27 protein-coding genes are annotated in these 25,535 nt (G+C 38.5%); 8 read left to right on the plus strand and 19 right to left on the minus strand.

The window, feature by feature from the left end; translation table 11 throughout:
- Nucleotides 1-89: 89 nt before the first annotated feature.
- The 3 genes from crtI to MWU78_RS19770 are packed head-to-tail and all read left to right on the plus strand — an operon-like array spanning nt 90 to nt 2,861.
- Nucleotides 90-1,559, plus strand: coding sequence for a phytoene desaturase family protein (gene crtI, locus MWU78_RS19760; protein WP_247001029.1), 1,470 nt, complete (start codon nt 90-92; stop codon nt 1,557-1,559).
- Nucleotides 1,556-2,395 (plus strand): phytoene/squalene synthase family protein, encoded by an 840-nt coding sequence (locus MWU78_RS19765; protein ID WP_247001031.1) that lies wholly within the window; start codon nt 1,556-1,558, stop codon nt 2,393-2,395. Before crtI ends, MWU78_RS19765 begins: the two co-directional genes overlap by 4 nt.
- A 1-nt stretch (nt 2,396) precedes the next feature.
- Nucleotides 2,397-2,861, plus strand: coding sequence for a sterol desaturase family protein (locus MWU78_RS19770; protein ID WP_247001033.1), 465 nt, complete (start codon nt 2,397-2,399; stop codon nt 2,859-2,861).
- A 12-nt stretch (nt 2,862-2,873) separates the two neighbouring features.
- Here the strand turns inward: MWU78_RS19770 and MWU78_RS19775 are convergent, their stop codons facing one another.
- The 6 genes from MWU78_RS19775 to MWU78_RS19800 all read right to left on the minus strand — a co-directional run bounded on the left by MWU78_RS19775 (nt 2,874) and on the right by MWU78_RS19800 (nt 9,839).
- Nucleotides 2,874-3,434: a TlpA disulfide reductase family protein gene (locus MWU78_RS19775; RefSeq protein ID WP_247001035.1), complete on the minus strand. Its 561-nt coding sequence runs from the start codon at nt 3,432-3,434 to the stop codon at nt 2,874-2,876.
- 10 nt (nt 3,435-3,444) lie between these two features.
- The gene (locus MWU78_RS19780; RefSeq protein ID WP_247001037.1) at nt 3,445-4,005 is read right to left on the minus strand and encodes a TlpA disulfide reductase family protein; all 561 of its coding nucleotides are present in this window, start codon (nt 4,003-4,005) and stop codon (nt 3,445-3,447) included.
- Between the two features lie 77 nt (nt 4,006-4,082).
- Nucleotides 4,083-6,350: an aconitate hydratase gene (locus MWU78_RS19785; RefSeq protein WP_247001039.1), complete on the minus strand. Its 2,268-nt coding sequence runs from the start codon at nt 6,348-6,350 to the stop codon at nt 4,083-4,085.
- Nucleotides 6,351-6,552: 202 nt separating this feature from the next.
- Nucleotides 6,553-7,506, minus strand: a complete 954-nt coding sequence (locus MWU78_RS19790; RefSeq protein ID WP_247001041.1) for a MoxR family ATPase — start codon at nt 7,504-7,506, stop codon at nt 6,553-6,555.
- Nucleotides 7,507-7,510: 4 nt separating this feature from the next.
- Nucleotides 7,511-8,962 carry a peptidylprolyl isomerase gene (locus MWU78_RS19795; protein ID WP_247001043.1) on the minus strand — a complete coding sequence of 484 codons (1,452 nt, stop codon included), beginning with the start codon at nt 8,960-8,962 and terminating at the stop codon, nt 7,511-7,513.
- Nucleotides 8,946-9,839 carry a peptidyl-prolyl cis-trans isomerase gene (locus MWU78_RS19800; RefSeq protein ID WP_247001045.1) on the minus strand — a complete coding sequence of 298 codons (894 nt, stop codon included), beginning with the start codon at nt 9,837-9,839 and terminating at the stop codon, nt 8,946-8,948. Before MWU78_RS19800 ends, MWU78_RS19795 begins: the two co-directional genes overlap by 17 nt.
- A gap of 117 nt (nt 9,840-9,956) precedes the next feature.
- On the opposite strand from MWU78_RS19800, the gene MWU78_RS19805 reads away from it, so the two are divergent.
- From MWU78_RS19805 to MWU78_RS19820, 4 genes are all read left to right on the plus strand, one after another.
- Entirely contained in the window at nt 9,957-10,205 is a 249-nt protein-coding gene (locus MWU78_RS19805) for a hypothetical protein (protein WP_247001047.1), read from the plus strand.
- A 23-nt stretch (nt 10,206-10,228) separates the two neighbouring features.
- Entirely contained in the window at nt 10,229-11,377 is a 1,149-nt protein-coding gene (locus MWU78_RS19810; RefSeq protein WP_247001049.1) for a serine hydrolase, read from the plus strand.
- Entirely contained in the window at nt 11,374-11,889 is a 516-nt protein-coding gene (locus MWU78_RS19815; RefSeq protein ID WP_247001051.1) for an SRPBCC domain-containing protein, read from the plus strand. The genes MWU78_RS19810 and MWU78_RS19815 overlap by 4 nt, the downstream gene beginning before the upstream one ends.
- Nucleotides 11,890-11,958: 69 nt before the next feature.
- Nucleotides 11,959-12,855, plus strand: a complete 897-nt coding sequence (locus MWU78_RS19820; RefSeq protein ID WP_247001053.1) for a DMT family transporter — start codon at nt 11,959-11,961, stop codon at nt 12,853-12,855.
- Here the strand turns inward: MWU78_RS19820 and MWU78_RS19825 are convergent.
- Together MWU78_RS19825 and rimO are read right to left on the minus strand one after the other, a co-directional pair.
- On the minus strand, nt 12,836-13,780 hold the full coding sequence (locus tag MWU78_RS19825; protein WP_247001054.1) for a sugar phosphate isomerase/epimerase family protein: 945 nt from the start codon (nt 13,778-13,780) through the stop codon (nt 12,836-12,838). The two genes, MWU78_RS19820 and MWU78_RS19825, sit on opposite strands and share 20 nt — an antisense overlap.
- 163 nt (nt 13,781-13,943) lie before the next feature.
- Nucleotides 13,944-15,251 (minus strand): 30S ribosomal protein S12 methylthiotransferase RimO, encoded by a 1,308-nt coding sequence (gene rimO, locus MWU78_RS19830; protein ID WP_187588046.1) that lies wholly within the window; start codon nt 15,249-15,251, stop codon nt 13,944-13,946.
- 119 nt (nt 15,252-15,370) lie between these two features.
- Here rimO and MWU78_RS19835 point away from each other — a divergent pair, with 119 nt between their 5' ends.
- Nucleotides 15,371-16,459 carry a serine hydrolase domain-containing protein gene (locus MWU78_RS19835; RefSeq protein ID WP_247001056.1) on the plus strand — a complete coding sequence of 363 codons (1,089 nt, stop codon included), beginning with the start codon at nt 15,371-15,373 and terminating at the stop codon, nt 16,457-16,459.
- A 50-nt stretch (nt 16,460-16,509) separates the two neighbouring features.
- Here the strand turns inward: MWU78_RS19835 and MWU78_RS19840 are convergent, their stop codons facing one another.
- From MWU78_RS19840 to recR, 11 genes are all read right to left on the minus strand, one after another.
- Nucleotides 16,510-17,517 carry an alpha/beta fold hydrolase gene (locus MWU78_RS19840; RefSeq protein ID WP_247001058.1) on the minus strand — a complete coding sequence of 336 codons (1,008 nt, stop codon included), beginning with the start codon at nt 17,515-17,517 and terminating at the stop codon, nt 16,510-16,512.
- The gene (ftsY, locus tag MWU78_RS19845) at nt 17,514-18,476 is read right to left on the minus strand and encodes a signal recognition particle-docking protein FtsY (RefSeq protein ID WP_247001060.1); all 963 of its coding nucleotides are present in this window, start codon (nt 18,474-18,476) and stop codon (nt 17,514-17,516) included. The genes MWU78_RS19840 and ftsY overlap by 4 nt, the downstream gene beginning before the upstream one ends.
- Before the next feature lie 91 nt (nt 18,477-18,567).
- Nucleotides 18,568-18,720, minus strand: a complete 153-nt coding sequence (locus tag MWU78_RS19850; RefSeq protein WP_247001062.1) for a DUF4295 domain-containing protein — start codon at nt 18,718-18,720, stop codon at nt 18,568-18,570.
- A gap of 6 nt (nt 18,721-18,726) precedes the next feature.
- Nucleotides 18,727-18,909, minus strand: a complete 183-nt coding sequence (gene rpmG / locus MWU78_RS19855) for a 50S ribosomal protein L33 (protein ID WP_112373121.1) — start codon at nt 18,907-18,909, stop codon at nt 18,727-18,729.
- Nucleotides 18,910-18,930: 21 nt separating this feature from the next.
- Nucleotides 18,931-19,167 (minus strand): 50S ribosomal protein L28, encoded by a 237-nt coding sequence (gene rpmB / locus MWU78_RS19860; RefSeq protein ID WP_031444792.1) that lies wholly within the window; start codon nt 19,165-19,167, stop codon nt 18,931-18,933.
- Nucleotides 19,168-19,239: 72 nt separating this feature from the next.
- On the minus strand, nt 19,240-20,487 hold the full coding sequence (locus tag MWU78_RS19865; RefSeq protein WP_247001064.1) for a competence/damage-inducible protein A: 1,248 nt from the start codon (nt 20,485-20,487) through the stop codon (nt 19,240-19,242).
- Nucleotides 20,487-20,825, minus strand: coding sequence for an Hpt domain-containing protein (locus MWU78_RS19870; RefSeq protein ID WP_247001067.1), 339 nt, complete (start codon nt 20,823-20,825; stop codon nt 20,487-20,489). The genes MWU78_RS19865 and MWU78_RS19870 overlap by 1 nt, the downstream gene beginning before the upstream one ends.
- Nucleotides 20,826-21,437 (minus strand): fumarylacetoacetate hydrolase family protein, encoded by a 612-nt coding sequence (locus MWU78_RS19875; RefSeq protein ID WP_247001068.1) that lies wholly within the window; start codon nt 21,435-21,437, stop codon nt 20,826-20,828. It abuts the gene before it with no gap.
- Between the two features lie 104 nt (nt 21,438-21,541).
- A complete protein-coding gene (locus MWU78_RS19880; protein WP_247001070.1) occupies nt 21,542-22,318 on the minus strand; it encodes a 3'-5' exonuclease in 777 nt (258 codons plus the stop codon).
- 273 nt (nt 22,319-22,591) lie between these two features.
- Nucleotides 22,592-23,986: a dihydrolipoamide acetyltransferase family protein gene (locus MWU78_RS19885; RefSeq protein ID WP_247001072.1), complete on the minus strand. Its 1,395-nt coding sequence runs from the start codon at nt 23,984-23,986 to the stop codon at nt 22,592-22,594.
- Between the two features lie 98 nt (nt 23,987-24,084).
- On the minus strand, nt 24,085-24,702 hold the full coding sequence (recR, locus tag MWU78_RS19890) for a recombination mediator RecR (protein WP_247001074.1): 618 nt from the start codon (nt 24,700-24,702) through the stop codon (nt 24,085-24,087).
- Nucleotides 24,703-25,535: the final 833 nt, after the last annotated feature.

Here is a 25,535-nt window from a genome sequence, read left to right on the forward strand (position 1 = left end):
CAAACTTTTGGACTTGCCAACAATATATCCTATTTTCATTAGTGGTAAGCCTTACAAATAGTCATATCAATTTATTCACATAACTACCTATGCGTAAAAAGGTTGTCATAATCGGATCGGGATTTTCATCACTTTCAGCTTCGTGCTATCTGGCAAGACAGGGTTATGATGTATCTATATATGAGAAAAACAAGACCGTTGGTGGCCGGGCAAGGCAGTTTATGCGGGATGGGTTTACTTTTGATATGGGTCCTAGTTGGTATTGGATGCCCGATATATTTGAAAGTTTTTTCAAAGATTTTGGAAAAAAGACCTCCGACTTCTATCAATTGGACAAGTTAAATCCTGCCTATAAAATTTTCTTTTCAGACGATATTATTACCATTGGGGATAGTATGGACAAAATATGTGATGAATTTGAACGCATAGAAAAAGGGAGCGCAAAACCTCTGCGGAAGTTTATTAAAAAAGCACAAGACAACTATGAAATAGCCATTCATAAAATAGTGCTGCGGCCAGGTCTTTCCCCTTTGGAATTGGTGAGCAAGGATACGGTACTTCGACTGGATCAGTTCTTTAAATCCATTAGTCACGATGTTCGTAAAAAATTTAAGAATCCAAAACTAATATCTACGCTGGAATTTCCTGTATTATTCTTAGGCGCCAAACCCAGCAAAACCCCTTCTTTCTATAGTTTCATGAATTTTGCGGATTTTGGATTGGGCACATGGCATCCCAAAGGTGGCATGTATCAGGTAATTAAGGCTATGGAGCAATTGGCCTTGGAATTGGGTGTCAAAATTTACACCGATAAAGCGGTAACAAAAATTGAAGTAACACGGGGTACCGCCACCGGAATTAGTATAGACAAAAAGTTCATAAATGCAGATATTGTGCTCAGTGGCGCCGATTATCATCATTCCGAGACGCTACTGGAACCCCAATTTCGCCAATATTCCGAAGCCTATTGGAACAAAAAGACCTTCGCCCCGTCTTCGTTATTATTCTATGTAGGGTTTGATAAAAAACTGCAAAACGTTTCACACCACAACCTATTTTTTGACACCAGTTTTGAACAACATGCCATCGAAATATATGATGATCCCAAGTGGCCCGAAGCTCCCCTCTTCTATGGCAATTTTCCTTCGATTACAGATTCCAGTATGGCGCCGAAAGATTGCGAAACAGGCTTTTTTTTAATTCCAATCGCCCCTGATTTAGAAGACAACCAACAATTGCGAAATAAGTACTTTGATATTATTCTAGACCGGTTTCAGAAACTAACCGGTCAGAAAATCGAAAATAATATCCTTTTTAAGGAGGACTTTTGTGTCAATGATTTTGTAGAGCAATACAATTCTTATAAGGGAAATGCCTATGGCATGGCCAATACTCTAATGCAAACTGCCTTTCTTAGACCCAAATTGCATAGTAAAAAGGTAAAGAATCTCTTTTTTACGGGCCAGCTTACCGTGCCAGGCCCAGGAGTTCCGCCAGCCCTAATTTCTGGAAAATTGGTGTCGGAACTTATTGTTAAATATCAAAAATCTAAATTATGAAGTCAATTTTTGATACCGTTTCCCTGGAATGCAGTAAGCTCGTCACCGAACATTACAGCACCTCCTTTTCTTTGGCCACAAAAATGCTGGCCCCTTCCATAAGAGGCGATATCTATAACATTTATGGCTTTGTACGGTTTGCTGATGAAATAGTGGACAGCTTTCACAACTATGATAAATTTTATTTATTGGATAAGTTTGAGTCGGATTTGAACGATGCCTTAGATCAAAAAATAAGCCTTAACCCCATTCTTAATTCGTTTCAACATACCTTCTATAAATATGACATCCCACTACATCTAGTAACTTCATTTATGAAGAGTATGCGGATGGATTTGGAAAAAACCGTTCGTCTTACCGAAAGCCAGTATCAACAATATATTTACGGTTCCGCCGATGTTGTTGGGCTAATGTGTTTAACGGTATTTGTAAAGGGAGACAAGGAAGCTTATGACAAGCTAAAACCCTCCGCAATGGCTTTGGGATCGGCTTTTCAGAAAGTGAATTTTTTAAGGGATTTAAAAACTGATTTTGAGGATTTGAACAGAACTTATTTCCCAAACACTAACTTGAACAATCTGACCGAAGAGGCCAAAAACAAAATTGTAAACGAAATTAAAGCTGATTTTAAATTGGGATATTCAGGAATAATAAACCTGCCCAATGAAGCCAAGTTTGGAGTTTATACCGCTTATAGATATTATTATAAGTTATTGATAAAATTACAGGAAACCCCTTCTACAAAGATAATGAGCGCTCGTATACGGGTTTCAAATCCACAAAAATTTGGTTTGTTGGTAAAATCGTATATTAATTATAAATTAAAACTGGTTTAGGATGAAAATGTTGATTTGGATTTTAATTTTCTTTGCTACTTTTTCCTTTATGGAGTTTATGGCCTGGTTTACCCATAAATTTATTATGCACGGTTTCTTATGGTCCCTACATAAGGACCATCATAAAAAGGACCACGATTCCTGGTTCGAAAGAAACGATGCCTTTTTCCTTTTCTATGCCGCTGTAAGTATTACTTTTTTTTGGCTTGGCTCCCAAACCGAATTCTGGTATGGATGGCCATTAGGTTTTGGTATATTGGCTTATGGAATTGCCTACTTCCTTGTTCATGATATTTTTATACATCAGAGGTTCAAAATTTTCAGAAACGCCAATAATTGGTATGCCAAAGGAGTTAGGAGAGCACACAAAATGCATCACAAACATTTGGGAAAAGAGGATGGCGAATGCTTTGGAATGTTATTTGTGCCCTTCAAGTATTTCCAAAAAAAAGAAAAACTACAATAGGACATTTAAGTTTTATTCTTTCAACAAGTCATCAATAAGCGCCCTTGTTTTATCGCTATTCCAATCTGCAGCGCCGGTCTCTGCAACAATTATTTTGCCGTCCCTATCAATAATGTATGTAGTGGGGAGCAGCTTAGAGCGAAGCATTTTCGGAGGCTCGAAAGATGGAAAGTAAATAGGTAAATTAAAATCCTTCCTTTCCAAAAAGCTTATCACCTTCTGGCGATCATCAGAAGTCACGAACATAAAGACAACCTTATCATCATAATCATTATAGAGCTCCTGCAAGCTGGGCATTTCCGCTACACATGGTGGACACCAGGTAGCCCAAAAATTTACTAGGATTATTTTGCCCTTTTGATCATCAAAATTGAATGTCCCGTTTTCCAGATCCGTCAATTTCCACCGATAGGTGTCCAATGGTACCTGCATTCCATCCTTTACCTTGGCGGCACTCGTGGACAGCAGTCTACTGGCAATGACCTTTGCCTTAAATCCAATAGGAGTAAACAACAAAATAAGAATCCCCACAACATAAATGCCGTTGACGATCCATTTCTTTGTGGGTACCATATGTTACTAATTATTTGCTAATAAGGTCGTCTAAAATAGCCTTTACCTTATCATTATCCCAATCTGCCACCCCTTCCTTGCTTATTACAATCCTTCCGTCCTTATCCAACAAATAGGACCGCGGTGGTTTAGACCCGTCCACAGGCATGGGATCCCCTACTATGGAGTAGGTAACCGGAAAAGTAAAGCCATGGTCGGACATAAATTTCTCTACGGGCTCTCTTTCTTCATTGGTAATGATGTAAAAGTCTATCTTACCCTTGTAATCGTCATATAATTTTTGAATACTTTCAACTTCAGCTTCACTAGGAATATTCCAAGACCTCCAAAAATTGATAAACACAACACGTCCTTTGGATCTATTAAAATTGAAAAAGTTCCAATTGGCGTCCTTTAATTTCCAATCGTAATTAGTTATCTGTCCCCTATTGATTTCTTTGGTTACCTCAGGTGAAAAAGAAAACCATTTATTTAATAAAACCTTGCTATAATCGCCCAAGGGCGTTACAAAAAAAGATAAAATTAAAGCCATTACGGCAATGTTCAAAACTGTTTTTTTGCGAATTTTCATTTAATTTAATCTTTTGTCAAAACTAAAAAACTCCTGATGAATATCAGGAGTTTTTATAAAGTATTTACAGCATTAAATTAGGCCGCGTTCTCCCTTTTAATAACGTTAAGAGCAGAGCCTTCATTAAACCATTCTATCTGTGATTGGTTATAAGTATGATTCAATTTAATAGTATCCTTACTGCCGTCTTTATGTACCAATTCCAAGGTAATTTGCTTTTCTGGAGCAAAATCCTTTATATCCACAAAGTTGAAGGTATCATCTTCCTGAATTAAGTCATAATCACTTTCATTGGCAAATGTTAGACCTAGCATACCTTGTTTCTTGAGGTTGGTTTCATGTATCCTTGCAAAAGACTTGACAATTACCACAGCAACTCCCAAATGTCTTGGCTGCATGGCAGCATGCTCACGTGAAGATCCCTCTCCATAGTTATGATCTCCCACGACAACGGTTTTTATTCCAGCGGCTTTGTATGCCCTTTGTGCATCCGGCACCCCTACATATTCGCCAGTAAGCTGATTCTTTACAAAATTTGTTTTCTTATTAAACGCATTTACCGCACCAATTAAGGTATTGTTGGCAATATTATCCAAATGCCCTCTAAAACGTAACCAAGGACCTGCCATGGAAATATGATCTGTAGTACATTTACCAAAGGCCTTGATCAATAATTTAGCTCCCTGTAAGCTTTCAGGCTTAATTGGAGTAAAAGGATCTAGCAATTGCAAACGCTCAGATTTGACATCTACCTTTACCACAACACCAGAACCGTCTTCCATTGGCGCCAAATAACCTGCATCTTCCACTTCAAACCCTTTTGGAGGTAATTCAATTCCCAATGGCTCGTCCAATTTCACTTCTTGTCCATCTTCATTGATCAAAGTGTCGTTCATTGGATCAAAATCCAATCTGCCTGAAATTGCAATCGCAGCCACCATTTCCGGTGAACCTACGAACGCATGGGTATTTGGATTTCCATCCGCTCTTTTGGAAAAGTTACGGTTAAAGGAGTGAACTATGGTATTCTTTTCATCCCCTTTAAGATCACTACGATCCCATTGACCGATACACGGTCCACAAGCGTTGGTGAATACTGTTGCTCCCAAATTTTCGAATATCTGCAATAAACCATCACGTTCCGCAGTGAATCTAATTTGCTCAGATCCTGGGTTGATACCAAAATCGGATTTTGGTTTTATCTTTTTATCAACCGCCTGTTGTGCTATAGATGCAGCCCTGGTTAAATCCTCATAAGAAGAATTGGTACATGACCCTATTAAGCCCCAATCCACTTTCATTGGCCATCCATTAGCTTTTGCTTTCTCTCCCAATTCTCCCACAGGTGTGGCTAGATCTGGTGTGAATGGACCATTAAGATGTGGTTTAAGGGTATTTAAATCTATTTCTATAATTTCATCAAAATATTGTTCAGGATTGGCATATACCTCAGGGTCGGCCGTTAAATAATCCTTAACTGCATTTGCCGCATCCGCTACATCGTTTCTGTCCGTAGCCCTTAAATACCTTTCCATAGAGGCATCGTAACCAAAGGTAGAGGTAGTTGCACCAACTTCAGCACCCATGTTACATATGGTGCCCTTACCGGTACATGAAAGATTTTTGGCCCCTTCACCGAAATATTCAATAATAGCACCTGTACCTCCCTTAACAGTTAGGATACCGGCCACTTTTAAGATTACATCCTTGGCAGATGTCCATCCAGAGATATTACCCGTTAATTTTACACCAATCAATTTAGGAAACTTCAGTTCCCAAGCCATTCCGGCCATAACATCCACAGCATCAGCTCCACCAACACCTATGGCAACCATTCCAAGTCCGCCTGCGTTTACAGTGTGGGAGTCGGTCCCTATCATCATTCCTCCTGGAAATGCATAATTTTCAAGAACTACCTGGTGAATTATACCTGCACCTGGCTTCCAAAAACCAATTCCATACTTATTGGATACTGATTCTAAAAAATTAAAGACTTCGGCACTAGAAGTATTGGCCACTTTTAAATCTGCCACAGCACCACTTTTTGCCTGTATAAGGTGATCACAATGAACAGTGGTAGGTACTGCCACTTTTGGTTTCCCAGCTTGCATAAATTGCAACAACGCCATTTGGGCTGTAGCATCTTGACAAGCGATTCGATCTGGCGCGAAATCAACATAGTCCTTACCTCTTCTAAATGCTTTGCTAGGATTGCCTTCCCATAGATGGGAATACAAAATTTTCTCTGAAAGGGTTAAAGGTTTGCCAACAACTTCACGTGCCTTATCAACACGCTCAGACATGTTAGCATACACCTTTTTAATCATATCAATATCGAATGCCATTATCTATAAAATTTTAGTTTAAGTTATTCTTCAAAATTAAGAAAATACCTTACGTTTATAAAACTTTTAAACCAAGAATACCCCAAGAATACGCCAAATTTATGTAATTGTAAAAAAGAATTGCTTAATTGGAATGGAAATGCAATAAATTACAGCTTTTTACTCCTGTGAAAAGTAAAATTTCCTTGCTTATTTGGTTTAACTATAAAAGCTTGAGAATAATATCCTCTTCGGAAATACCTTCGGCCTCTGCCTTGTAATTTTTTATTATACGATGTCTTAGAATACCTAATGATACCGCTTTGACATCTTCTATATCCGGTGAAAATTTGCCATTCACGGCTGCATGGGCCTTTGCTCCCATTATTAAATTCTGGGATGCCCTAGGACCTGCTCCCCAATCTACAAATTGCTTGACAAATTCGGATGCACCCTCCTGATTTGGTCTTGTACTATTAACCAATTTCACAGCATATTCCACCACATTATCGGGCACTGGAATCCTCCGTACCAAATGTTGTATATCCAATATCTCTTTCGGTGTAAACAAAGGAACTATTTCTGGCTGAAAGTCGGAGGTTGTTTCCTTTACTACCTTTATTTCTTCTTCAATAGAAGGGTATTTTAGTTCTATAGCGAACATAAAGCGATCCAGTTGCGCTTCCGGCAATGGATACGTGCCTTCCTGTTCTATCGGATTTTGGGTTGCCAAAACAAAATACGGCAAATCCAACTTATATTGATTGCCCGCTATGGTTACCGCTCTCTCCTGCATAGCTTCCAGCAATGCTGCTTGGGTTTTGGGGGGAGTACGGTTAATTTCATCTGCCAAAATTATATTGGAAAAAATAGGTCCTTTTATAAACTTGAAGTTTCTATTTTGATCCAATACCTCGCTCCCTAAAATATCGCTCGGCATAAGATCAGGAGTAAACTGAATTCTTTTAAAGCCCAATCCCAAGGCAGAAGCAATAGTATTGACCATAAGGGTCTTGGCCAAACCAGGAACTCCAATCAGTAGGGAGTGCCCACCAGTGTAAATAGAAAGCAGTACTTGGTCTACCACCACCTCCTGACCAATAATGACCTTGGCTATTTCTTGTTTAAGTGCCTTATTTTTCCCAACCAGATTTTTAATTGCAGTTACATCTGACATGCACCTAATCCTTTATCCAATTATTTGCAAAATCACAGTCCTTGTTTCCTGCATTAACACTTACATAAGTGTCTTCGATATGGTCGTCCATCCATTTCTTAATGGCATTATATTGTTTTTCCCTAAGGGCCAGTTCCTGAATTTTTATGTAATCCTTGGAGAAATTGGCAACATGCTCGTCATACCTATTGGTAATTTTCATGATCTTGTACTTTGGACTACCGCCTCTGGGGTCGTTCTCCAGAATTGGCTTCGAAATTTCATTATCCTTAATATCCCTTACCTGATTGTACAGGGAAGGTTCCATTTTTGTAAGTTCAAAACGAGAGCTATAGTCTTGGGGGTTTCTTAACAAACCTCCATCAAACTTGGTTTCCTTTTCATCAGAAAAGTTCAATGCTGCAGCTGCAAAGGTAAATTTACCATCCAGAACACCTTGTCTTATGCTATCCAATTCCATACGGGCTTTGTCCAATTCCTTTTGGGATATCTCCGGTGATATAAGAATATGCCTTAGATCCAGCTCCTGACCCCTTATTTTTTCAACAAAAATAATATGATAACCAAAAGGGGTTTCAAAAGGATCTGATATCTCACCTTCCCTTAAACTGAAGGCCACATCCTTAAATTCCTTTACAAATGGAGTTTCACGGGTCATACTGTAGAATCCACCTTTGGATTTTGACCCTGGATCTTGGGAATACAAAATGGCCTTCACGCTAAAACTGGCGTCGTTCTCCTCTATATCGGCCTTAATACCATTTAGTTTATCTATTACCTTTTGTTTCTCTTCCTCTGTAGCTTTAGGTTCCTTTACAATCTGTGCAATCTCCAACTCCGCTCCAAAAACGGGTCTTTCATCCTCTGGTATCTTATTAAAAAATTGCCTAACCTCCTCAGGGGTAATCTCTATTTCCGAAACAATTTGATTTTGCATTTTTTCGGATAACATTCTTAACTTGTTTATCTTGTACAGGTCTTCACGAAAACTGGCTTCATCGTCTTTTTTATAATACTTCAGCACCTTTTCCATAGAACCGATCTGCGACACCAATTGTTGCAACTGTCGATCCCCTTGGGAATTTACCTCATCATCAGAAACCAAAATACTATCCTGAACCGCCTGATGGGCGTATAAGCGATCCTCCATCAACTTGCCTAAAAGGCCACATCTTGTTACATCGGCAGTGGAGGCCCCTTGACTTTTAAGATCTATCAAAGTCTTTTCAATATCCGATTCAAGAATTACATAGTCGCCCACTACAGCAGCAATTCCGTCTAATTTTATCCTTTTAAAATTATTTACAGAATCATTTTTCGCAACAATTGATTCCTCAACAATTACTTCCTGTGGCTCAACTTGGGTATCTGGGAGTTTCTCACTGTCTTGTGCACTTAAAATCCCGGTCATCAATAAAATAGAAAGGGAAAAACTTGTTTTAATTACCTTGTTCATAAACTTCAAATTCTTTTTCTTTAATAGCTTCATCCATCAACTCTACTTCCAATTTCTTCATATAATCCAACTTTCTTCTATTCAAAAGCAGTTGTTTAATAGTCGGTTCAATATAAGGAAGAGGAGCAACATCGTTGATTTCCAACAAATCGTTTACCTCCGCCAAATATACCCCTAAAGAGTCCTGTAATTCAAAAAATTGTGATTTTTTTAAGTACTTATCCTGATTTTCAGGGGTTAAAGGAGTAATTTCTTCCATTACCCGAAAAACACTTACCCAAATGGAATCGTTAAAATTTACCTTTCGGAATTGCACACTGATGGAATCTAGATAGCGTTTATCCTCCTCCTTGAAATTTTTTAATTTTTTGGCCACCAAATCCTTATCCAAATATTGTATCGGCAATTCCACAAATCTCAATTGCATTATCCTCTCCTTCAACTTGAAATTTTCTTTTTCACGCTCATAAAATTCGGTAAGCTGAGCCTTGCTTATGGCGGTGTCATGTGATTTTAGGACCAATGCTTCCTTATAGGCCCCTGTATACAAATCGGTTCTGTAATTGGAAACCAATTGTTCATAATGTTCTAGCTTATCCTCGGGCAAATTTATTTTGGCCTTGGATAGTAACAACTGTTTATAAGCCCAATTATTAATATAATTATTAACCAACGAGGTACTATCCGCTTTGGACATATTGGATAAAAGCAGTGCTTTCAAATCCTCTTTGTACAAATATGTCTCTCCTACCCTAGCCACAGGAATTTTGTCTTCCTTTCCCTTAAAAAGAGAATCACAAGATATAAAAGTACAGAGCAATATTGCACTTACTAAGAATCGTGGGATACCTACCTGCTTTATGTTACAAAAATCCATTCCGCAAATTTAGTAATTAAGCCGCATTATGCAAGTTCTCTTTTTTTAATAAAACTGCGTTGCATTTAACCAATGGTTTACCGTATATGTTATTCCTTTTATTGTTAATTTTATTCAATGGAAGACAGACAAATAAAACTAATTTGGGATTTTAGGGGTGAATCTGCCCAGAATACGGCCAAGCACCATAAAATACATCTTGAAGAATATGTTTTGGCCCAAAATTTAAAGTTGAACATCACCGGGAATTTGACTCTAAATGATATGCATGCCATTGCATATCTTGTTGTAACCGAATCTGAAATGATCTCTGTAAGGGATGCATTAAAACCACACAGGGGAGAAGTGTACACCGCCAAGGAGTAGCCAATAATACCTAAACCAAACCTATGGGCAAAAGATATGTTTTTTTCATTAACGTATTAGCGTTTTTAATTATTTCGTGCAGCCCCCATATTGAACAGCCAGATTTTTTGACGCTGGCCCTATCCTCCACCAATACAAAAATAAAACAAGTGATGGATAGCGTAGCACAATATGAGTTACAGATAAGGTATACGAAAATTCACAGGATGAAGGACAGTGTTGTTTTCTCCGATTACAATTATCAGGTCAACGACAGCAACTATTTCTACCCGGCAAGTACCGTCAAAATAGTAACGGTATTGTTGACCTTGGAAAAATTGAATGAAATGGATTCTTTGGACCTTTACACCCAATTTTATGTTGAGGGCGACTCTTTGGAAACTACATTTGCCAATGAGATTACCAAAATTTTTGCTGTAAGTGACAATGAAGCCAACAACCGATTGTTCGAATTTTTAGGTCAGGACCGTATAAATGAAATTTTAAAGAACAAGGGCATAGCCCCAGTACGAATCTCTCACCGGCTTTCAACGGAAAATGCTTTTGAAGTAACTACAAGGCCGCTGATTATTTACCTAAACGACACTACAGTAACTTGGTTGGAGCCAAGTACCAATAGGTCTGCCAAACCTTTATTATTAACAGGAATAAAAAAAGGGGTGGGCTACTATGACGAGAACACCTTGACGAACGGACCGTTTGATTTTAGTCTAAAAAATTACTTCCCTCTTAGCACTCAAAACGAAGTCTTGAAAAGGATAATTTTCCCGAAACAATTCCCGATAAATGAACGATTCAATCTTAGTCCAGATCAACATAGTTTTCTCCTGAAGGCCATGAGTGACCCCCCTAGATATATAGGTTACGATGAAATGGATTATTGCGATGGCTATGGTAAGTTTTTTATGTTCGGAGATACGAAAGACACTATTCCCCAGTATATTAAGATCTATAATAAAGTTGGTAATGCCTATGGTACAATTACGGATTGCGCCTATATAACGGATAGTAAAAATAATGTTGAATTCTTGCTAACCGCCACACTGTTGGTAAACAAGGATGGAATTTTCAACGACAACAAATACGAATATGAAGAAATTGGACTTCCCTTTTTAGCACAATTGGGACGAGAAATTTACAATCTGGAAGTAGCACAAAAACAACTGAAATGAGCACGCTGAGTTTCGATTCCTTTACCAAAAAAATATACATCAAAACCAATTTGGAAAAACTTTATTGGTCGTGGTCCACTGTAGAGGGGATTACCTCCTGGTTTTTAAGAAATGCCACCTATACCGATGCGCATGGCCGTATCAAATCAGAGAGAGACAAGATTACCGAAGGAGACAGCTATGTCTGGGAATGGCATAATTGGGACGGTCAAGAAAAGGGCAAAGTAGTCCAAGCTAACGGAAAGGATTTTTTAGAAATTACTTTTGCAGAGGTATGTCATGTAGCCATTTCCATGGAAGAGCAGGGAGATTTTGTACTGCTTACCCTAAAACAATACAACATACCTACCGATGACAAAAGCAAATTAAACATACATTATGGGTGTAGCAATGGTTGGACATTCTGGCTGGCCAATCTAAAAGCCTATTTAGAGTATGGCGTTCTATTGAATGAGACAGAAATTAACTTAAAGGACATACCTCTTGCAGGATTTGAATTTGTAAACATGTAGCAATGTTCATTTTCAATTTATAGACACTAACAATTCTTACTATTCCCTATTTTTGTTCTTTTATTCCAAATGATAACAAAACCTCGGATTGCCCTAATTATTGGAATTATCTGCATTTCCATTTTTCCGATTTTAGTAAAACTAAATTACACTCCTGGGCTCATTTCCGCCTTCTACAGAATGGCCATTGCCCTAGCTATAATTCTACCCTACGCCATATTTACAAAGCAATTGGAAATTCCAAAAGGAAGTACATTTTTTCTAGCCCTGCTATGCGGTATATGTTTTGGTTCCGATGTTGCCGTATGGAATATTGCAATTCAAAAATCTACGGCAACTCAGGCGTCATTACTAACCAACCTATCGCCGGTATGGGTTGGTATCGGTACATTTTTGTTTTTAAAACCCAAACCCTCCAGAAATTTTTGGATAGGCACCTCTATTGCTTTAATGGGGATGATAACCTTAGTAGGGTTTCGGTTCTTTGCCCAACTTTCTTTTGATATTGGTTTTAGTTTTGGGGTGCTGTCCGGTATTTTCTATGCCATCTATATTCTGATGAGCAAAAAAGTCTTAAGCAAGATCTCCATTGTAAACTTTATGACCCTAAGCCTAATATCTTCTTCCTTCTTTTTAGGGGTCATATCGTGGTTGCTGGGCGAGCCTTTTAACGGCTTCTCAAATATGGGATGGTTTATACTTTTAATTCAAGGATTAGTTTGTCAATTATTGGCTTGGACGCTTATCAGCTATTCCACCCAACATATGAGAGCTACAAGAGTTTCCCTTAGCCTTTTGGCCCAAGCCATATTGGCTGCTTTATTGGCTTGGGTGTTTCTAAATGAGGTAATTACCATACAAATGATCTTAGGGGGAATTATTTTACTTTTCGGAATCAGAATAACCTTTTATGATAAGCCTCTTTTTATAGGGGAAAGGAATAAAGTTAAACTCCCGCCTCTTTAATTACTTTTAAGGTCTTTTGAAGTCCGGTCTTGGCCACCTCCAACAAATCCATGCCGTAGTATTCCGGGTTGTACAATTCCAAGGATATACATCCGTTGTACCCTGTATTCTTGAGGTCTTTTAGGATTTGTGGCAACGGTAGTATTCCATCGCCTGGAAAAACACGATGTTTGTCTTCCATATCCTTTAACTCCATGCCTTTAGGTGCATCGTTAAACTGAAAAATAGCAAAAATATCACCATTTAAAAGTTTTAGTCCGTCAAACCCTCCCTCAGAAATGTACATGTGATATACGTCCGGTATTATTTTGGCCTTCGGGTGATTTGCATCCAAGGCTACAGCGGTCGCTTGACCCATGGTCTTGAGAGGGAACATCTTTACAAATACCAAAGCGGGTATTACATTGTACTCCTCAATTCCAATTTCCAATAATCTTCGATAGCATGACGCAACAAAGTGAGGGTCATAATTTTCCCCAACCTGATTAGGTATAGCCTGTACATAGGTACAGCCTATTTCAGATGCCATTCTCATTCTGTTTTTGGTAGCTGGTAAGGATTTCTGAAATTCATCCTCATTCTTTGGAATACAACCCCAAAGCCCTATCATGCTAGGCACAAACAAACCCGCTTGCTTAATCTTGGTGCCCAACTTTTTAAGGTCTCCCCCATTTTTCTCGTATTCCTCCAAATCGCTGTCCCAAGGCTCAATAGCATCATAACCCGCTGCTATGGCAATCTCCACCTTCTTCTCCAAACCCTTGACAGGTCTTATGGTTGCTGTATCCAAACAGATGGGCCATGGACTCCGTCCGTTTTGATACCTTTTTTCTTTTTTTGAAATTTCCAATGGTAAGGCATTGGCCATGGAGAGTGTTGCAACGCCAGCTGTGGCTGCGCCTGTAATAAATAATCTGCGATTCATATTTTTGTCGGTTAACTGACTAAAAATATAAAAAATATTGAAGCATAACTTTTTAATGGGCAATTAACCCATTGTGCCTCTCTAAAACCGAAATAAAATCCTATAAAAAACTGTCTAGGTTTTACTTGTGATCGCCACAATCACCTACCTAAACCTATACTCGCTATAGCTGAACCGGCTCACCATAAAGATCAAAATCGGCAGCCTCAAAAATATTTAGATTCACGAACTCCCCTACCTTTAAATAATGCTTTGCAGCATCTACCAACACTTCATTATCCACATCGGGGGAATCGAACTCAGATCTCCCTACAAAATATTTACCTTCCTTACGGTCTATGATACAGCGAAGTGTCTTACCTACTTTTTCTTGGTTCAACTCCCAGGAAATCTGCGACTGCAGTTCCATAATCTCCGAAGCCCTTTGTTGTTTTACTTCCTCAGGAACGTCATCTATAAGATTAAAGGCATGGGTATTCTCTTCATGACTATACGTAAAACAGCCCAATCTTTCGAAACGCATCTCTTCCACCCAACTCTTCAATGTTTGAAAATCTTCCTCTGTCTCCCCTGGGTAACCCACTATTAAAGTGGTCCTGATCGTCATTTCGGGAACCGCAGCCCTAAAGTCCTGTAGTAATTTGGTTGTTTTAGCCTGAGTTGTTCCTCTGCGCATACTTTTCAATATGGCATCTGAAATATGCTGCAAGGGTATATCCAAATAATTACAAACCTTTGGTTCACGCTTCATCACCTCCAAAACATCCATTGGAAATCCGGTAGGAAAAGCATAATGCAATCTGATCCATTCTATTCCATCCACTTTTACCAACTCATTTAGCAATTCCGCCAAATTTCTTTTCTTATAAAGATCAAGTCCGTAATAGGTAAGGTCCTGAGCAATGAGGATCAACTCCTTAACCCCTTTGGCTGCTAATTTATTGGCTTCAGTAACAAGATCCTCAATAGGCGTACTCCTGTGCTTTCCCCGCATAATAGGTATGGCACAAAAGGAACATGGACGATCACAACCTTCGGCAATTTTTAGATAGGCGTAATTTTTAGGGGTGGTCGTTAAACGCTCCCCTATAAGCTCGTGCTTGTAATCTGCCCCTAAGGCCTTTAACAAATTAGGCAATTCACTGGTCCCAAAATATTCATCCACATCGGGAATCTCTTTTTGAAGATCCGGCTTATAGCGCTCACTCAGACAACCTGTAACAAACACCTTGTCTACTTCTCCAGCTTCCTTTTTTTGAACGTATTCCAAAATGGTATTTACACTCTCCTCCTTGGCATTGGCAATAAAACCACAGGTGTTTATCACTACAACATTCCCTTCCTCTTCATGGACAACCTCCTTGTTATTGGCCCTTAATTGACCCATCAACACCTCCGAATCGTAAACATTCTTGGAACAACCCAAGGTTACGACATTGATCCTATTCTTCTTAAGTGACTTAGTCCGCATATTTTTCAAATAAAGTGCAAAAGTACAACTTGAAAAAAGATTGTAGTCCCAATATATCTTTTTTTATTCTTTTAACGTTAAACCTTTATAACCATTTGAACTCTAAGCCATAAAGCCTTATGAAAATTCGTTTTCTCATTACCTCTTTGTATGTAATTTACTGTGTAATGGGATGCTCAAAGAGCAGTGATGATGAAGTGCCCTTTCCTGCTGAAGAAGAAATGTATTTTCCCCCATTGAATTCGGAAGATTGGAAAACCGTATCGTTTGAGGAATTGGAATGGAATACCAGTGCAGAACAGCCACTTTACGACTTCCTTGAAACCAATAACACCGATGCCTTTATCCTATTGAAAGATGGAAAAATTGTCATGGAAAAATATTTTGGAAGCTTTAGCGCTTCTAAAAACCACACTTGGAATTCGGCTGCAAAAACTTTGACCGCATTTACCGTAGGAATTGCGCAAAAGGAAGGTTTACTATCCATAAACAATTCCTCCTCGGATTATATAGGAACAGGCTGGTCTACACTTAGTCCCGAACAGGAGCAACAGATTACCGTAAAAAATCATCTTACCATGACTACCGGGCTGGATTTCACTGGCGAAAACAGCTTCTGTACCGATAAGGAATGTTTAATATACAAAGATGACCCCAACACATTTTGGTATTACCACAATGCCGCCTATACGCTTTTGGACAATATTGTTAGTGGTGCCGTCCAGCAAGATTTCAAGGATTACTTTAATGAGAAGGTACGAAACAAAATAGGGATGCAAGGGTCTTGGATAAAAACAGGCTATCTTAATCTATATTTTAGCAATGCCCGTAGCATGGCCCGTTTTGGACTCTTGAACCTCAACAAAGGAATTTGGGATGGTGACAAAATTCTAGACGATCCCAGTTATTTTGAAGCCATGACCAATACATCCCAAGATCTAAACAAGTCTTATGGCTACCTCTGGTGGCTAAATGGAAAAGACACCTTTAGAATACCTGGATCGGAAGAACTATTCACTGGAAAATTAATACCTGATGCTCCGGACGACCTCATAGCTGGTCTGGGCGCCTTGGACCAAAAGCTTTATGTGGTACCAAGCAAGGGATTGGTAGTTATACGGATGGGCGACTCTGCCGATGAGCAAGAATTGGGACCAACCTCCTTTGATTCTGACTTATGGAAAAAATTAAATGATATAATAGAGTAGCGTCCAATCGCCAAAATCTCCCTCTTGGAGTTATTAATGTCTAAAAAACATTATTCCCGAGGGGGCAGCTTAATAACATCCTCCAAAAACCTAATAGTTTCCTGCTTTACAGAACCCAAGTCCTTTGAAGTAATATATGAGGTCATTACATGGTTGCCTACATTGGGAAAAGCTACTTTTCGTTTCATGCCATCTTTAACTCCCAATTGACCATACATATCCAACATGGCAGGAACAGATACTACCTCATCCTGTTCTTCCTCATTTTTGTAGTAGTACCCTAAAAATGTAGGTTGATGTATTTTCTGAAAAACCTCAGGCTTCATAGTTTCATCCAATAAGTTCTGTAATTGCACCAAAGCCTCTACCCTATACCTTGTGGTCCAGTATGCACGTTTTAAGGAATCTGCCTCGGACTCGTAGTAATCGCCGTCCATAATAGTTTTCACCAATTGCAATCCCCAAGGTCCGGACAACATGGGTGCCGTTGGATCATAGATTTCTACATTGGGGGAATACAGAAGAAGTCCAGCAATATCTTCCTCACCATGAGCCAAATAAAGTGCCAAGGTGCCCCCGGTAGAAGTCCCCATAACAATAACCTTTTTTCCTATTTTTTTTGCAATTGCGAAAGCTTCCTTGGCCGAATCGAAGTAATCCGCCGCCGTTAAATCCAAAAAGGCATCATCATCCTGAATTCCATGCCCTTTTAATCTCGGCAAATATACATTGGCTCCATATCTCCTTCCCAGCTCAGAATGCAGGGGAGCTCCCTCTTCATGACTGGCAGACCAGCCGTGGAGATATAAAATGGAATATTCTGTTATAGCGGGAATTGAATCGTACCAAATGATACGGGATTCATTATTGGTCTTAATTTTTGTATTGGCCTTTTCTCTTTGAAGAAGATTGTTGTTCAGTATATTTAAATCCGTTTCCACTCCCGGCAAATCCATTGTCAACACTGGCTTATCCACCTTGGGACCCATAAAATATGCTATTACCAACAAGACCAGCAAAAGAAATACCACTTTAAAAACCCTGAGAATTACCCTCATTGCTTGCCACTAAAAAAAGAATCTACAAACTCAACCTTATTAAATACTTGCAAATCATCCATTCCTTCCCCAACTCCTATATATTTTACCGGGATTTGAAATTGATCTGAAATACCGATGACCACGCCACCTTTTGCCGTTCCATCCAATTTGGTAACCGCCAAGGAAGTTACCTCAGTAGCTTTGGTAAACTCTTTTGCCTGCTCAAATGCATTCTGCCCAGTGGAACCATCCAATACCAAAAGGACTTCATCCGGGGTTCCTTCCACCACCTTCTGCATAACCCGTTTCACTTTCGTTAATTCATTCATTAAATTAACCTTATTATGCAATCTGCCGGCAGTATCAATAATCACCACGTCCACATTCTGTTTAAGAGCCGAACTAAGGGTGTCGAAAGCCACAGAAGCCGGATCGCTACCCATATTTTGTTTAATGATAGGAACATCTACCCGATCTGCCCAAACCTGCAACTGATCTATTGCGGCGGCCCTAAAGGTATCGGCAGCTCCCAGCATCACCTTTAGACCTTGTTTTTTAAATTGATAGGCCAATTTACCGATGGTTGTAGTTTTACCAACCCCATTAACACCAACCACCATGATCACGTAAGGTTTTCTCACCAAAGGAACAGTAAATTCGGTCTCAACTCCGGAATTGGTTTCGGATAATAATCCTGCTATTTCTTCCCTCAAGATGACATTAAGTTCATCTACCCCCAAGTACTTATCCTTGGAGACCCTTGCCTCAATACGTTCTATAATCTTTAGGGTAGTATTTACACCAACATCCGAGGAAACCAATACCTCCTCCAAATTGTCCAAAACGTCATCATCTACTTTGGACTTCCCTACTACCGCCTTACTTAGTTTGGATAAAAAATTAGTCTTGGTCTTTTCCAGACCCTTGTCCAAAGATTCCTTTTTTTGTGTGGAAAAAATTTTCTTAAATAAACTCATATTCTTGGCATTTTCCTTTTCATCAAAGATATAAAAATAAAAAAGCTACTTTCATTAGAAAGTAGCTTTATAACCAAATATATTTAGTTTCTTAATTCTTTTTCAACCAGTCGTTTACCACCTCTGGACTCATTACAGACTCCTGAAAAGTATAAGCACCTGTTTTAGGTGACCGAACCATTTTAATGGCCTTGGTCAATCTCTTTGAACTTGTTTGTAAACTCGCTACCGTTTTCTTTGCCATGACGTATTATTTAATTTCTTTATGAACTGTCATTCTCTTAAGGATAGGATTGAATTTTTTAATTTCCAACCTATCTGGAGTGTTCTTTTTGTTTTTTGTGGTTATGTACCTTGAAGTACCTGGCATGCCAGATTCTTTATGCTCTGTACATTCCAAAATAACCTGAATTCTGTTACCTTTCTTTGCCATTATTATCTTAGTATTTCAGGATTATTTAATTAATCCTTTTTCCTTTGCCTCTTTTAAAACAACGGAAATTCCTTTTTTATTTATACTCTTTAAAGCCTTAGCGGAAACCTTTAAGGTTACCCAACGATCTTCTTCTGGAATATAGAAACGCTTTTTAGAAAGATTTACATCAAATCTTCTTCTGGTTTTATTAATTGAGAAGGACACATTGTTCCCAAACATGGCTCTCTTTCCAGTAACATCACAAACTTTTGACATCTCTCTACTTTTATTTTGTTATAAACAGGGTGCAAATTTAAATTAATTTTATGGGACGGACAAAATTCTTCGTCAGAATTTTAAAATTTCTTTTTGAAGCATTTCAAATGCCTTATTTACAGACTTTTGCACAATTCTTTCTCTCTGACTTCCCATATGAAATCTCTCAACTACTTCTGCTTTGGGAGAAACGACGGCTATAAACACGGTTCCTACCTCTGCATTGGAATCCCCTTTTGTGGGACCGGCATTGCCTGTTGTGGCAATAGCAAAATCCGTTTTTAATATTTTACGCAAATTGGCAGCCATTTCCAAGGCAACCTCTGCACTTACTACCGAATACTGGTCTATAGTTGCCTTAGACACCTTAAGCACCTCTATTTTGACTTCTGTGGCGTAACTTACAATACTCCCCTTATAGTAAGACGATGCCCCTGGCATGCTAGTTATCTGTTGGGCAATTTTACCTCCCGTAAAACTTTCTGCCGTACCCAAGGACATGCCCTTTTTGGTCAATAATTGTGCAATAACCGATTCCAAAGACTCATCCCCTTCCTCGCCAAAAACAAGGTCGCCAATCAACTTTTTAATTTTTTCAGCCTGGGTATTGACGGCTGAACTTATCAATTCACTGTCGCTTCCCTTTGCTGTAAGCCTTAACCTTACAGAGCCTAGACTCGGCAGATAGGCCAATTTCACAAAACTGGGCAGGTTATCCTCTACAGATGCTATCTTATCTGCAAGCGAACTTTCCCCAATACCATAGGTAACAATAGTCCTATGAACAATATAAGGGCGTTTAAACTCCTTTATGATTTTAGGTATAACCTTTGACGTAATTAAATTTTTCATCTCGAAGGGAACACCTGGCAATGAAACAAAGGCTTTTCCTTTATTTTTAATCCACATTCCCGGAGCTGTACCAAATTCATTGTGGAGAACAACGGCCTTGGAAAGTACCAATGCCTGATTTCTGTTAACCTCCAACAAGGGAATTCCAAGGTGCTTTCTGAAGATAGCCTCAACATGGGCCAGTACTTCTGGACTCTCCTCCAAACTATCATCGAAATATTCGCAAAGGGTATGTTTGGTAATATCGTCTTTGGTTGGACCCAAACCCCCTGTCATTATTATGATGTCGGCTCTGGATTCCGCTTCTTTAAGAGCCTCCAAGATGTGCATCTTTTCATCTTGTACAGATGTAATCTGATAAACAGAGACCCCAATCTTATTGAGTTCCTGGGCAATAAAAGCAGAATTTGTATCTATAATCTGACCAATGAGAATCTCATCGCCAATAGTTATTATTTCAGCAAACATTAAATCTTAAAGTCATTTTTCAATTCTGAAACCACTTGCTGAACATCCTTTTTAAGCAAGGGCACCAGTCGCTGAATTTCCGCGGTATTCTCTTCCTTTTTTCCCAAAGTTTCAATCTGCAAGGCTATTTCACGCGTCTGCTCCATGCCCAACAAATCTACATTAGGTTTAATTTTATGCGCTAATTTATAAACACTATCATAATTTTCCAACCCCAGTGCCTTCTCAAGTTCATCTAAATCCTGAGGCACTTCTTCCAAAAAAACAGCAACGACAGATTTAATGAATTCATCATCACCATCGGCCATTTCATTTATCTTGTCCAGACTATAAATCATTTATTTTATATTTAATGAGAACATTTGTTCATTCTCCAAAGTACCCGAAAGATAATCATTTGCACTTATTCTACCAACACCAGCAGGTGTTCCAGTAAAAATAATATCGCCTTTTTTTAATGTAAAAAAACGCGAAACATAGGATATTATTTCATCAATCTTCCACAGCATTAAACCGGTATTACCTTCCTGTACCAATTTATCGTTCTTTTTAAGTTGAAAATTTATATTATTCAAATCCTTAAATTTGGATTTTGGCAACCATTTACCAATTACCGCAGACCCGTCAAAACCCTTTGACTTTTCCCAAGGTAATCCCTTCTCTTTTAATTGAGATTGAATGTCCCTAGCCGTAAAATCGATACCCAAACCAATTTCATCATAATAGGTATGGGAAAATTGAACATCTATATGTTTACCTACTTTTTTTATTTTTACCAATACCTCAACTTCATAATGAACATCTTGGGAAAATTCAGGTATATAAAAATCCTGTTCCTTGGGCAAAACTGCGGAGTCCGGCTTAATAAACAGTACCGGATCTGTGGGTCTTTCGTTATTCAATTCCTTTATATGCTCCGTATAATTACGGCCAATACAAATAATTTTCATAATAATAAGTGTACTTTAGAATTTGGCATTTTTATGATCAGACCGAAGAATAGACCTGCGCAAGCCATTGAGAAATTGAACATTTTTTCAAAACCACCCAACTTCTACCCCAGTTTGTTGTTCAATTTGCTCAATTTTATTTGAGTCAAAACCTTTTTGGTATACAAAGGAAAATCGGCATTCAAAATCCAACCAAAATAACCGGGTTCTTTTTCCAGGACATCATGCACTTTTCTCCCCTTATGTTTTCCAAAAGAAAAAACCTCTTCCCCCTCCTCATCCAACACTATAAATCCAGCAAAATCCACCGTTTGTTTTCTTGTAGTAAATTCCGATAGCTTTTTAATATTATTCTCCAATTCGGGATATCTATCCAATTGCGATAAAAGCACTTCATAAGTTGCAGTGGTATCTGCCTCCGCACTATGGGCATCCACCAAATCTTTATCGCAATAAAATTTATAGGCGGCCTCCAAGGTCCTTTTCTCCATTTTATGAAAAATGGTCTGCACATCTACAGAAACAGCATTCTTCATATCAAAATCAATTTCGGCGCGTAGCATCTCTTCCGCCAAAAGCGGAATATCAAAGCGATCGGAATTATAACCTCCCAAATCACAGTCCTTGATCATTTTATGAATCTCTTTGGAGAGTTGTTTAAAGGTAGGCTCATTTGCCACCTTTTCATTGGAAATGCCGTGAATTGCCACCACTTCGGCAGGGATTTCCATTTCTGGATTAACCAACCACGTCTTGCTCTCCTTATTTCCATTTGGATATACCTTTAGAATAGCAATCTCGACTATCCTATCCTTGGCCACATTGGTTCCAGTAGTCTCCAAATCGAAAAAACATATAGGTCTTGTAAGCTTTAATTGCATGCTGTAGGTTCTTTATGCAAATATAGTTTTTACAAAAGGTACGGGAAAAGAATAACCAACATTATTCGACAAACAACTACAATCCTGCCAACAGGTGTTACTATTTTCATTAAGGGGTAGGTAGTATCCACCAGAACATTACAACCTGCTATTGATTGCATTGTTAGGTGCCGAACCGATAGTAGAACTAAGTCCTATTACAAGACCCATTATTCTGAACACAGCACAATACGCATAACCCTTTAATAAATAGACATTGATATAAGGCAATAACTACACCTCCCTATTTACATCCCAGGCCTCTAGATAATCGGCTACCGCTTTTACAAACATACCCCCTAGAGCACCGTTTACCACTCTATGGTCATAACTATGGGAGAGATACATTTTACTTCTGATAGCTATAAAATCGCCTTCCTTGGTTTCAATTACAGAAGGTATTTTACGTATAGCACCCAGCGCCAGAATACCAACCTGTGGTTGATTGATAATTGGGGTGCCAAAAACACTGCCAAAAGTTCCAACATTGGTTACAGTGTAAGTACCGTCTTTAACCTCATCTGGCTTCAATGCATTATTTCTGGACCTATTGGCCAAATCGTTTACAGCTTTTGCCATACCCACCAGATTTAACTGATCGGCATTTTTAATAACGGGAACTATTAAATTTCCATCAGCCAATGCCGCAGCCATACCTATGTTTATATTCTTTTTCTTTATAATGGTATCTCCCTCTAGAGATATATTTATCATAGGATATTTTTTCAAGGCAATGGCCACTGCCTCCATAAAGATCGGGGTAAAGGTTAGCTTCTCGCCTTCCCTTTTTTCAAAGGCACCCTTAACCTTATTTCTCCAATTCACTACATTGGTAACATCAACCTCAACAAAACTTTGCACATGGGCCGAGGCAGCAATGCTGGCCGTCATATGGTGGGCAATTAATTTCCCCATTCGCGTCAATGGTATATGCTCATCCCCATTATCCGGCACACCCTTCTCCAAAGCCGGTTTAACAACTTCTTGTTTTGGTTCCACTGGCTTAACAGGAACAGGCTTTTCTTCTTGCTCAACCTTAGCCCTCGGAGTTTCTATACGTGTTTCCGCATTTTCACTAAAAGGTTGTCCGCCACTTGATTTTCCAGCAGCTATATAATCCAAAATATCATTTTTGGTCACCCTTCCCTCACTTCCAGTTCCTGCTATAGTATCAAGTTCTACAATAGTTATACCTTCCTGCTTTGCAATATTTTTAACCAAAGGGGAGTAAAATCGATCTGTACCACTATAATCCAATACAGGTGCGGTTGCAGTTTCCCGAGCTTCCTTTACCCCAACTTCCAATTCTTCGACCTCTTTTGTTGGCGAATCCAATTTTATTGATGAAACATGATCGTCCTGATCATGGTCCCCGTCCATTCCGCTTCCGTTTATTTCTATAATAGCAACCGTCTGCCCCACCTTAACAACATCGTCTATATTAAATAATTTCTCAACCAAAATACCATCTACCTCACTCGGAACTTCGGAATCTACCTTATCGGTGGCAATTTCAAAAACAGCTTCATCCATTTCTATGGCATCTCCAACTTCCTTCAGCCAGGAGGTAAGTGTAGCTTCTGCAACACTTTCGCCCATTTGTGGTAATTTTAGTTCAAATTTTGACATATCCCTATTTAATACACTAATAATGATTAATAATTTGCAAAAATAATAAATAAAAGACCATTTTTTTGCCTTTTATTCATACTTTTCACTAATGATATTTAGACTTTTAATGAATTCTCGAATGGAATCCTATTAAGAATACTCCTCCCCAAAGTAACCTCATCCGCATATTCCAATTCGTCCCCTACAGCAATACCCCTTGCTATGGTCGAAGTTTTAATATCCAACCCGTCCAGTTGCTTGTAAATATAAAAATTGGTCGTATCACCCTCCATAGTTGAACTTAACGCAAAAATCAATTCATTTATTTTTCCCTGTTTTGCTTTGTTTACCAAAGAAAAAATAGTCAAGTCTTGAGGACCAACACCTTCCATCGGGGAAATTTTACCCCCAAGAACATGGTACAGGCCTTGAAACTGTCCTGTATTCTCTATTGCCATTACATCACGAATATCTTCAACTACACAGACAACACCCTCATCTCTCTTCGGATTGGAGCAAATCTCACATACCTCTACATCCGAAATATTATGACAGTTCTTGCAGAACTTTATTTTGTCCTTTAAATTGACCAGGGCTTCCGCCAATCTAGCAGTTTGCTCCTTTGGCTGTTTTAAAAGATGCAAGACCAACCTCAATGCCGTGCGTTTGCCTATTCCTGGCAATTGGGACATCTCATATACCGCATTTTCGAGTAATTTAGAAGAAAATTCCATAAGCACAAAATTACAATTTTATACCATTAAATTAAGGGATTCTTTCTAAAAGAAAATTTAGAAAACAAAGCAAACCACCTTTTTTCAACTCTATTTCCAAGCCATTCACTATCATTAATTTTTGTGCTTTTGCCAAAGCCACAGCACCCAGATATTTTCAATTAGCAAAATAAATACCATAGTTAGGTCTTTGGTCAATTGGCAACAAGGAGTAAATATTCCTTACTTCAACAATCCCAAATTCCAAATAGTTAAGAAAACGACTTAAAGCCGGATTACAATTCACCGATACAAATTGCATTTTGGCGGCGTGCAACCTAGGTAAAATTACATTTTTTTCGAACAAAAAAAGTAATGCTAAGGTAGCCCTTTAATCCAGAACCTTGTAAAAGGTTATATGTATTACACCCTGAACAACAAAGTCCTTAATATCTGATTTACAAATAATTAAACAACACAATTACTATTCAGAAGCATTATTTACCTAACATCCATCTGATTCCTCAACAATAATTTTAAGCAAAATTAAAGTCACTTTAATTAAAACAATTACAAAGTTGCTGCATCTATATTTTGAAAATAAAATAATAAGTCCTTAATTTGTTGACAGGCATAGTTCCCCCAATCCTATAGCCTGAATGCAATTATTATTTATTGGATTTTGTTTTTTGTATTTATATACCCAAAACTAGGTGTTAACACATTATCATATTGATGTTAAAGTGTGTTAATGCTTGCAAGGAGAGAATGGATTATTCGTACCTTAAGGGATAGAAATTAAGAAGTAAAATATAAAAATTTGGTCATTGATAACGCTATATATTTATAGTTAA

The organism is Arenibacter sp. F26102, from assembly GCF_023015865.1.
Taxonomy (GTDB): domain Bacteria; phylum Bacteroidota; class Bacteroidia; order Flavobacteriales; family Flavobacteriaceae; genus Arenibacter.

What these genes read in the sequence shown, in the direction of transcription:
- crtI (WP_247001029.1), top strand. Translation starts at nt 90, where the DNA reads ATGCGTAAAAAGGTTGTCATAATCGGATCGGGATTTTCATCACTTTCA.
- MWU78_RS19765 (WP_247001031.1), top strand. Translation starts at nt 1,556, where the DNA reads ATGAAGTCAATTTTTGATACCGTTTCCCTGGAATGCAGTAAGCTCGTC.
- MWU78_RS19770 (WP_247001033.1), top strand. Translation starts at nt 2,397, where the DNA reads ATGAAAATGTTGATTTGGATTTTAATTTTCTTTGCTACTTTTTCCTTT.
- MWU78_RS19775 (WP_247001035.1), bottom strand. Translation starts at nt 3,434, where the DNA reads ATGGTACCCACAAAGAAATGGATCGTCAACGGCATTTATGTTGTGGGG.
- MWU78_RS19780 (WP_247001037.1), bottom strand. Translation starts at nt 4,005, where the DNA reads ATGAAAATTCGCAAAAAAACAGTTTTGAACATTGCCGTAATGGCTTTA.
- MWU78_RS19785 (WP_247001039.1), bottom strand. Translation starts at nt 6,350, where the DNA reads ATGGCATTCGATATTGATATGATTAAAAAGGTGTATGCTAACATGTCT.
- MWU78_RS19790 (WP_247001041.1), bottom strand. Translation starts at nt 7,506, where the DNA reads ATGTCAGATGTAACTGCAATTAAAAATCTGGTTGGGAAAAATAAGGCA.
- MWU78_RS19795 (WP_247001043.1), bottom strand. Translation starts at nt 8,962, where the DNA reads ATGAACAAGGTAATTAAAACAAGTTTTTCCCTTTCTATTTTATTGATG.
- MWU78_RS19800 (WP_247001045.1), bottom strand. Translation starts at nt 9,839, where the DNA reads ATGGATTTTTGTAACATAAAGCAGGTAGGTATCCCACGATTCTTAGTA.
- MWU78_RS19805 (WP_247001047.1), top strand. Translation starts at nt 9,957, where the DNA reads ATGGAAGACAGACAAATAAAACTAATTTGGGATTTTAGGGGTGAATCT.
- MWU78_RS19810 (WP_247001049.1), top strand. Translation starts at nt 10,229, where the DNA reads ATGGGCAAAAGATATGTTTTTTTCATTAACGTATTAGCGTTTTTAATT.
- MWU78_RS19815 (WP_247001051.1), top strand. Translation starts at nt 11,374, where the DNA reads ATGAGCACGCTGAGTTTCGATTCCTTTACCAAAAAAATATACATCAAA.
- MWU78_RS19820 (WP_247001053.1), top strand. Translation starts at nt 11,959, where the DNA reads ATGATAACAAAACCTCGGATTGCCCTAATTATTGGAATTATCTGCATT.
- MWU78_RS19825 (WP_247001054.1), bottom strand. Translation starts at nt 13,780, where the DNA reads ATGAATCGCAGATTATTTATTACAGGCGCAGCCACAGCTGGCGTTGCA.
- rimO (WP_187588046.1), bottom strand. Translation starts at nt 15,251, where the DNA reads ATGCGGACTAAGTCACTTAAGAAGAATAGGATCAATGTCGTAACCTTG.
- MWU78_RS19835 (WP_247001056.1), top strand. Translation starts at nt 15,371, where the DNA reads ATGAAAATTCGTTTTCTCATTACCTCTTTGTATGTAATTTACTGTGTA.
- MWU78_RS19840 (WP_247001058.1), bottom strand. Translation starts at nt 17,517, where the DNA reads ATGAGGGTAATTCTCAGGGTTTTTAAAGTGGTATTTCTTTTGCTGGTC.
- ftsY (WP_247001060.1), bottom strand. Translation starts at nt 18,476, where the DNA reads ATGAGTTTATTTAAGAAAATTTTTTCCACACAAAAAAAGGAATCTTTG.
- MWU78_RS19850 (WP_247001062.1), bottom strand. Translation starts at nt 18,720, where the DNA reads ATGGCAAAGAAAACGGTAGCGAGTTTACAAACAAGTTCAAAGAGATTG.
- rpmG (WP_112373121.1), bottom strand. Translation starts at nt 18,909, where the DNA reads ATGGCAAAGAAAGGTAACAGAATTCAGGTTATTTTGGAATGTACAGAG.
- rpmB (WP_031444792.1), bottom strand. Translation starts at nt 19,167, where the DNA reads ATGTCAAAAGTTTGTGATGTTACTGGAAAGAGAGCCATGTTTGGGAAC.
- MWU78_RS19865 (WP_247001064.1), bottom strand. Translation starts at nt 20,487, where the DNA reads ATGTTTGCTGAAATAATAACTATTGGCGATGAGATTCTCATTGGTCAG.
- MWU78_RS19870 (WP_247001067.1), bottom strand. Translation starts at nt 20,825, where the DNA reads ATGATTTATAGTCTGGACAAGATAAATGAAATGGCCGATGGTGATGAT.
- MWU78_RS19875 (WP_247001068.1), bottom strand. Translation starts at nt 21,437, where the DNA reads ATGAAAATTATTTGTATTGGCCGTAATTATACGGAGCATATAAAGGAA.
- MWU78_RS19880 (WP_247001070.1), bottom strand. Translation starts at nt 22,318, where the DNA reads ATGCAATTAAAGCTTACAAGACCTATATGTTTTTTCGATTTGGAGACT.
- MWU78_RS19885 (WP_247001072.1), bottom strand. Translation starts at nt 23,986, where the DNA reads ATGTCAAAATTTGAACTAAAATTACCACAAATGGGCGAAAGTGTTGCA.
- recR (WP_247001074.1), bottom strand. Translation starts at nt 24,702, where the DNA reads ATGGAATTTTCTTCTAAATTACTCGAAAATGCGGTATATGAGATGTCC.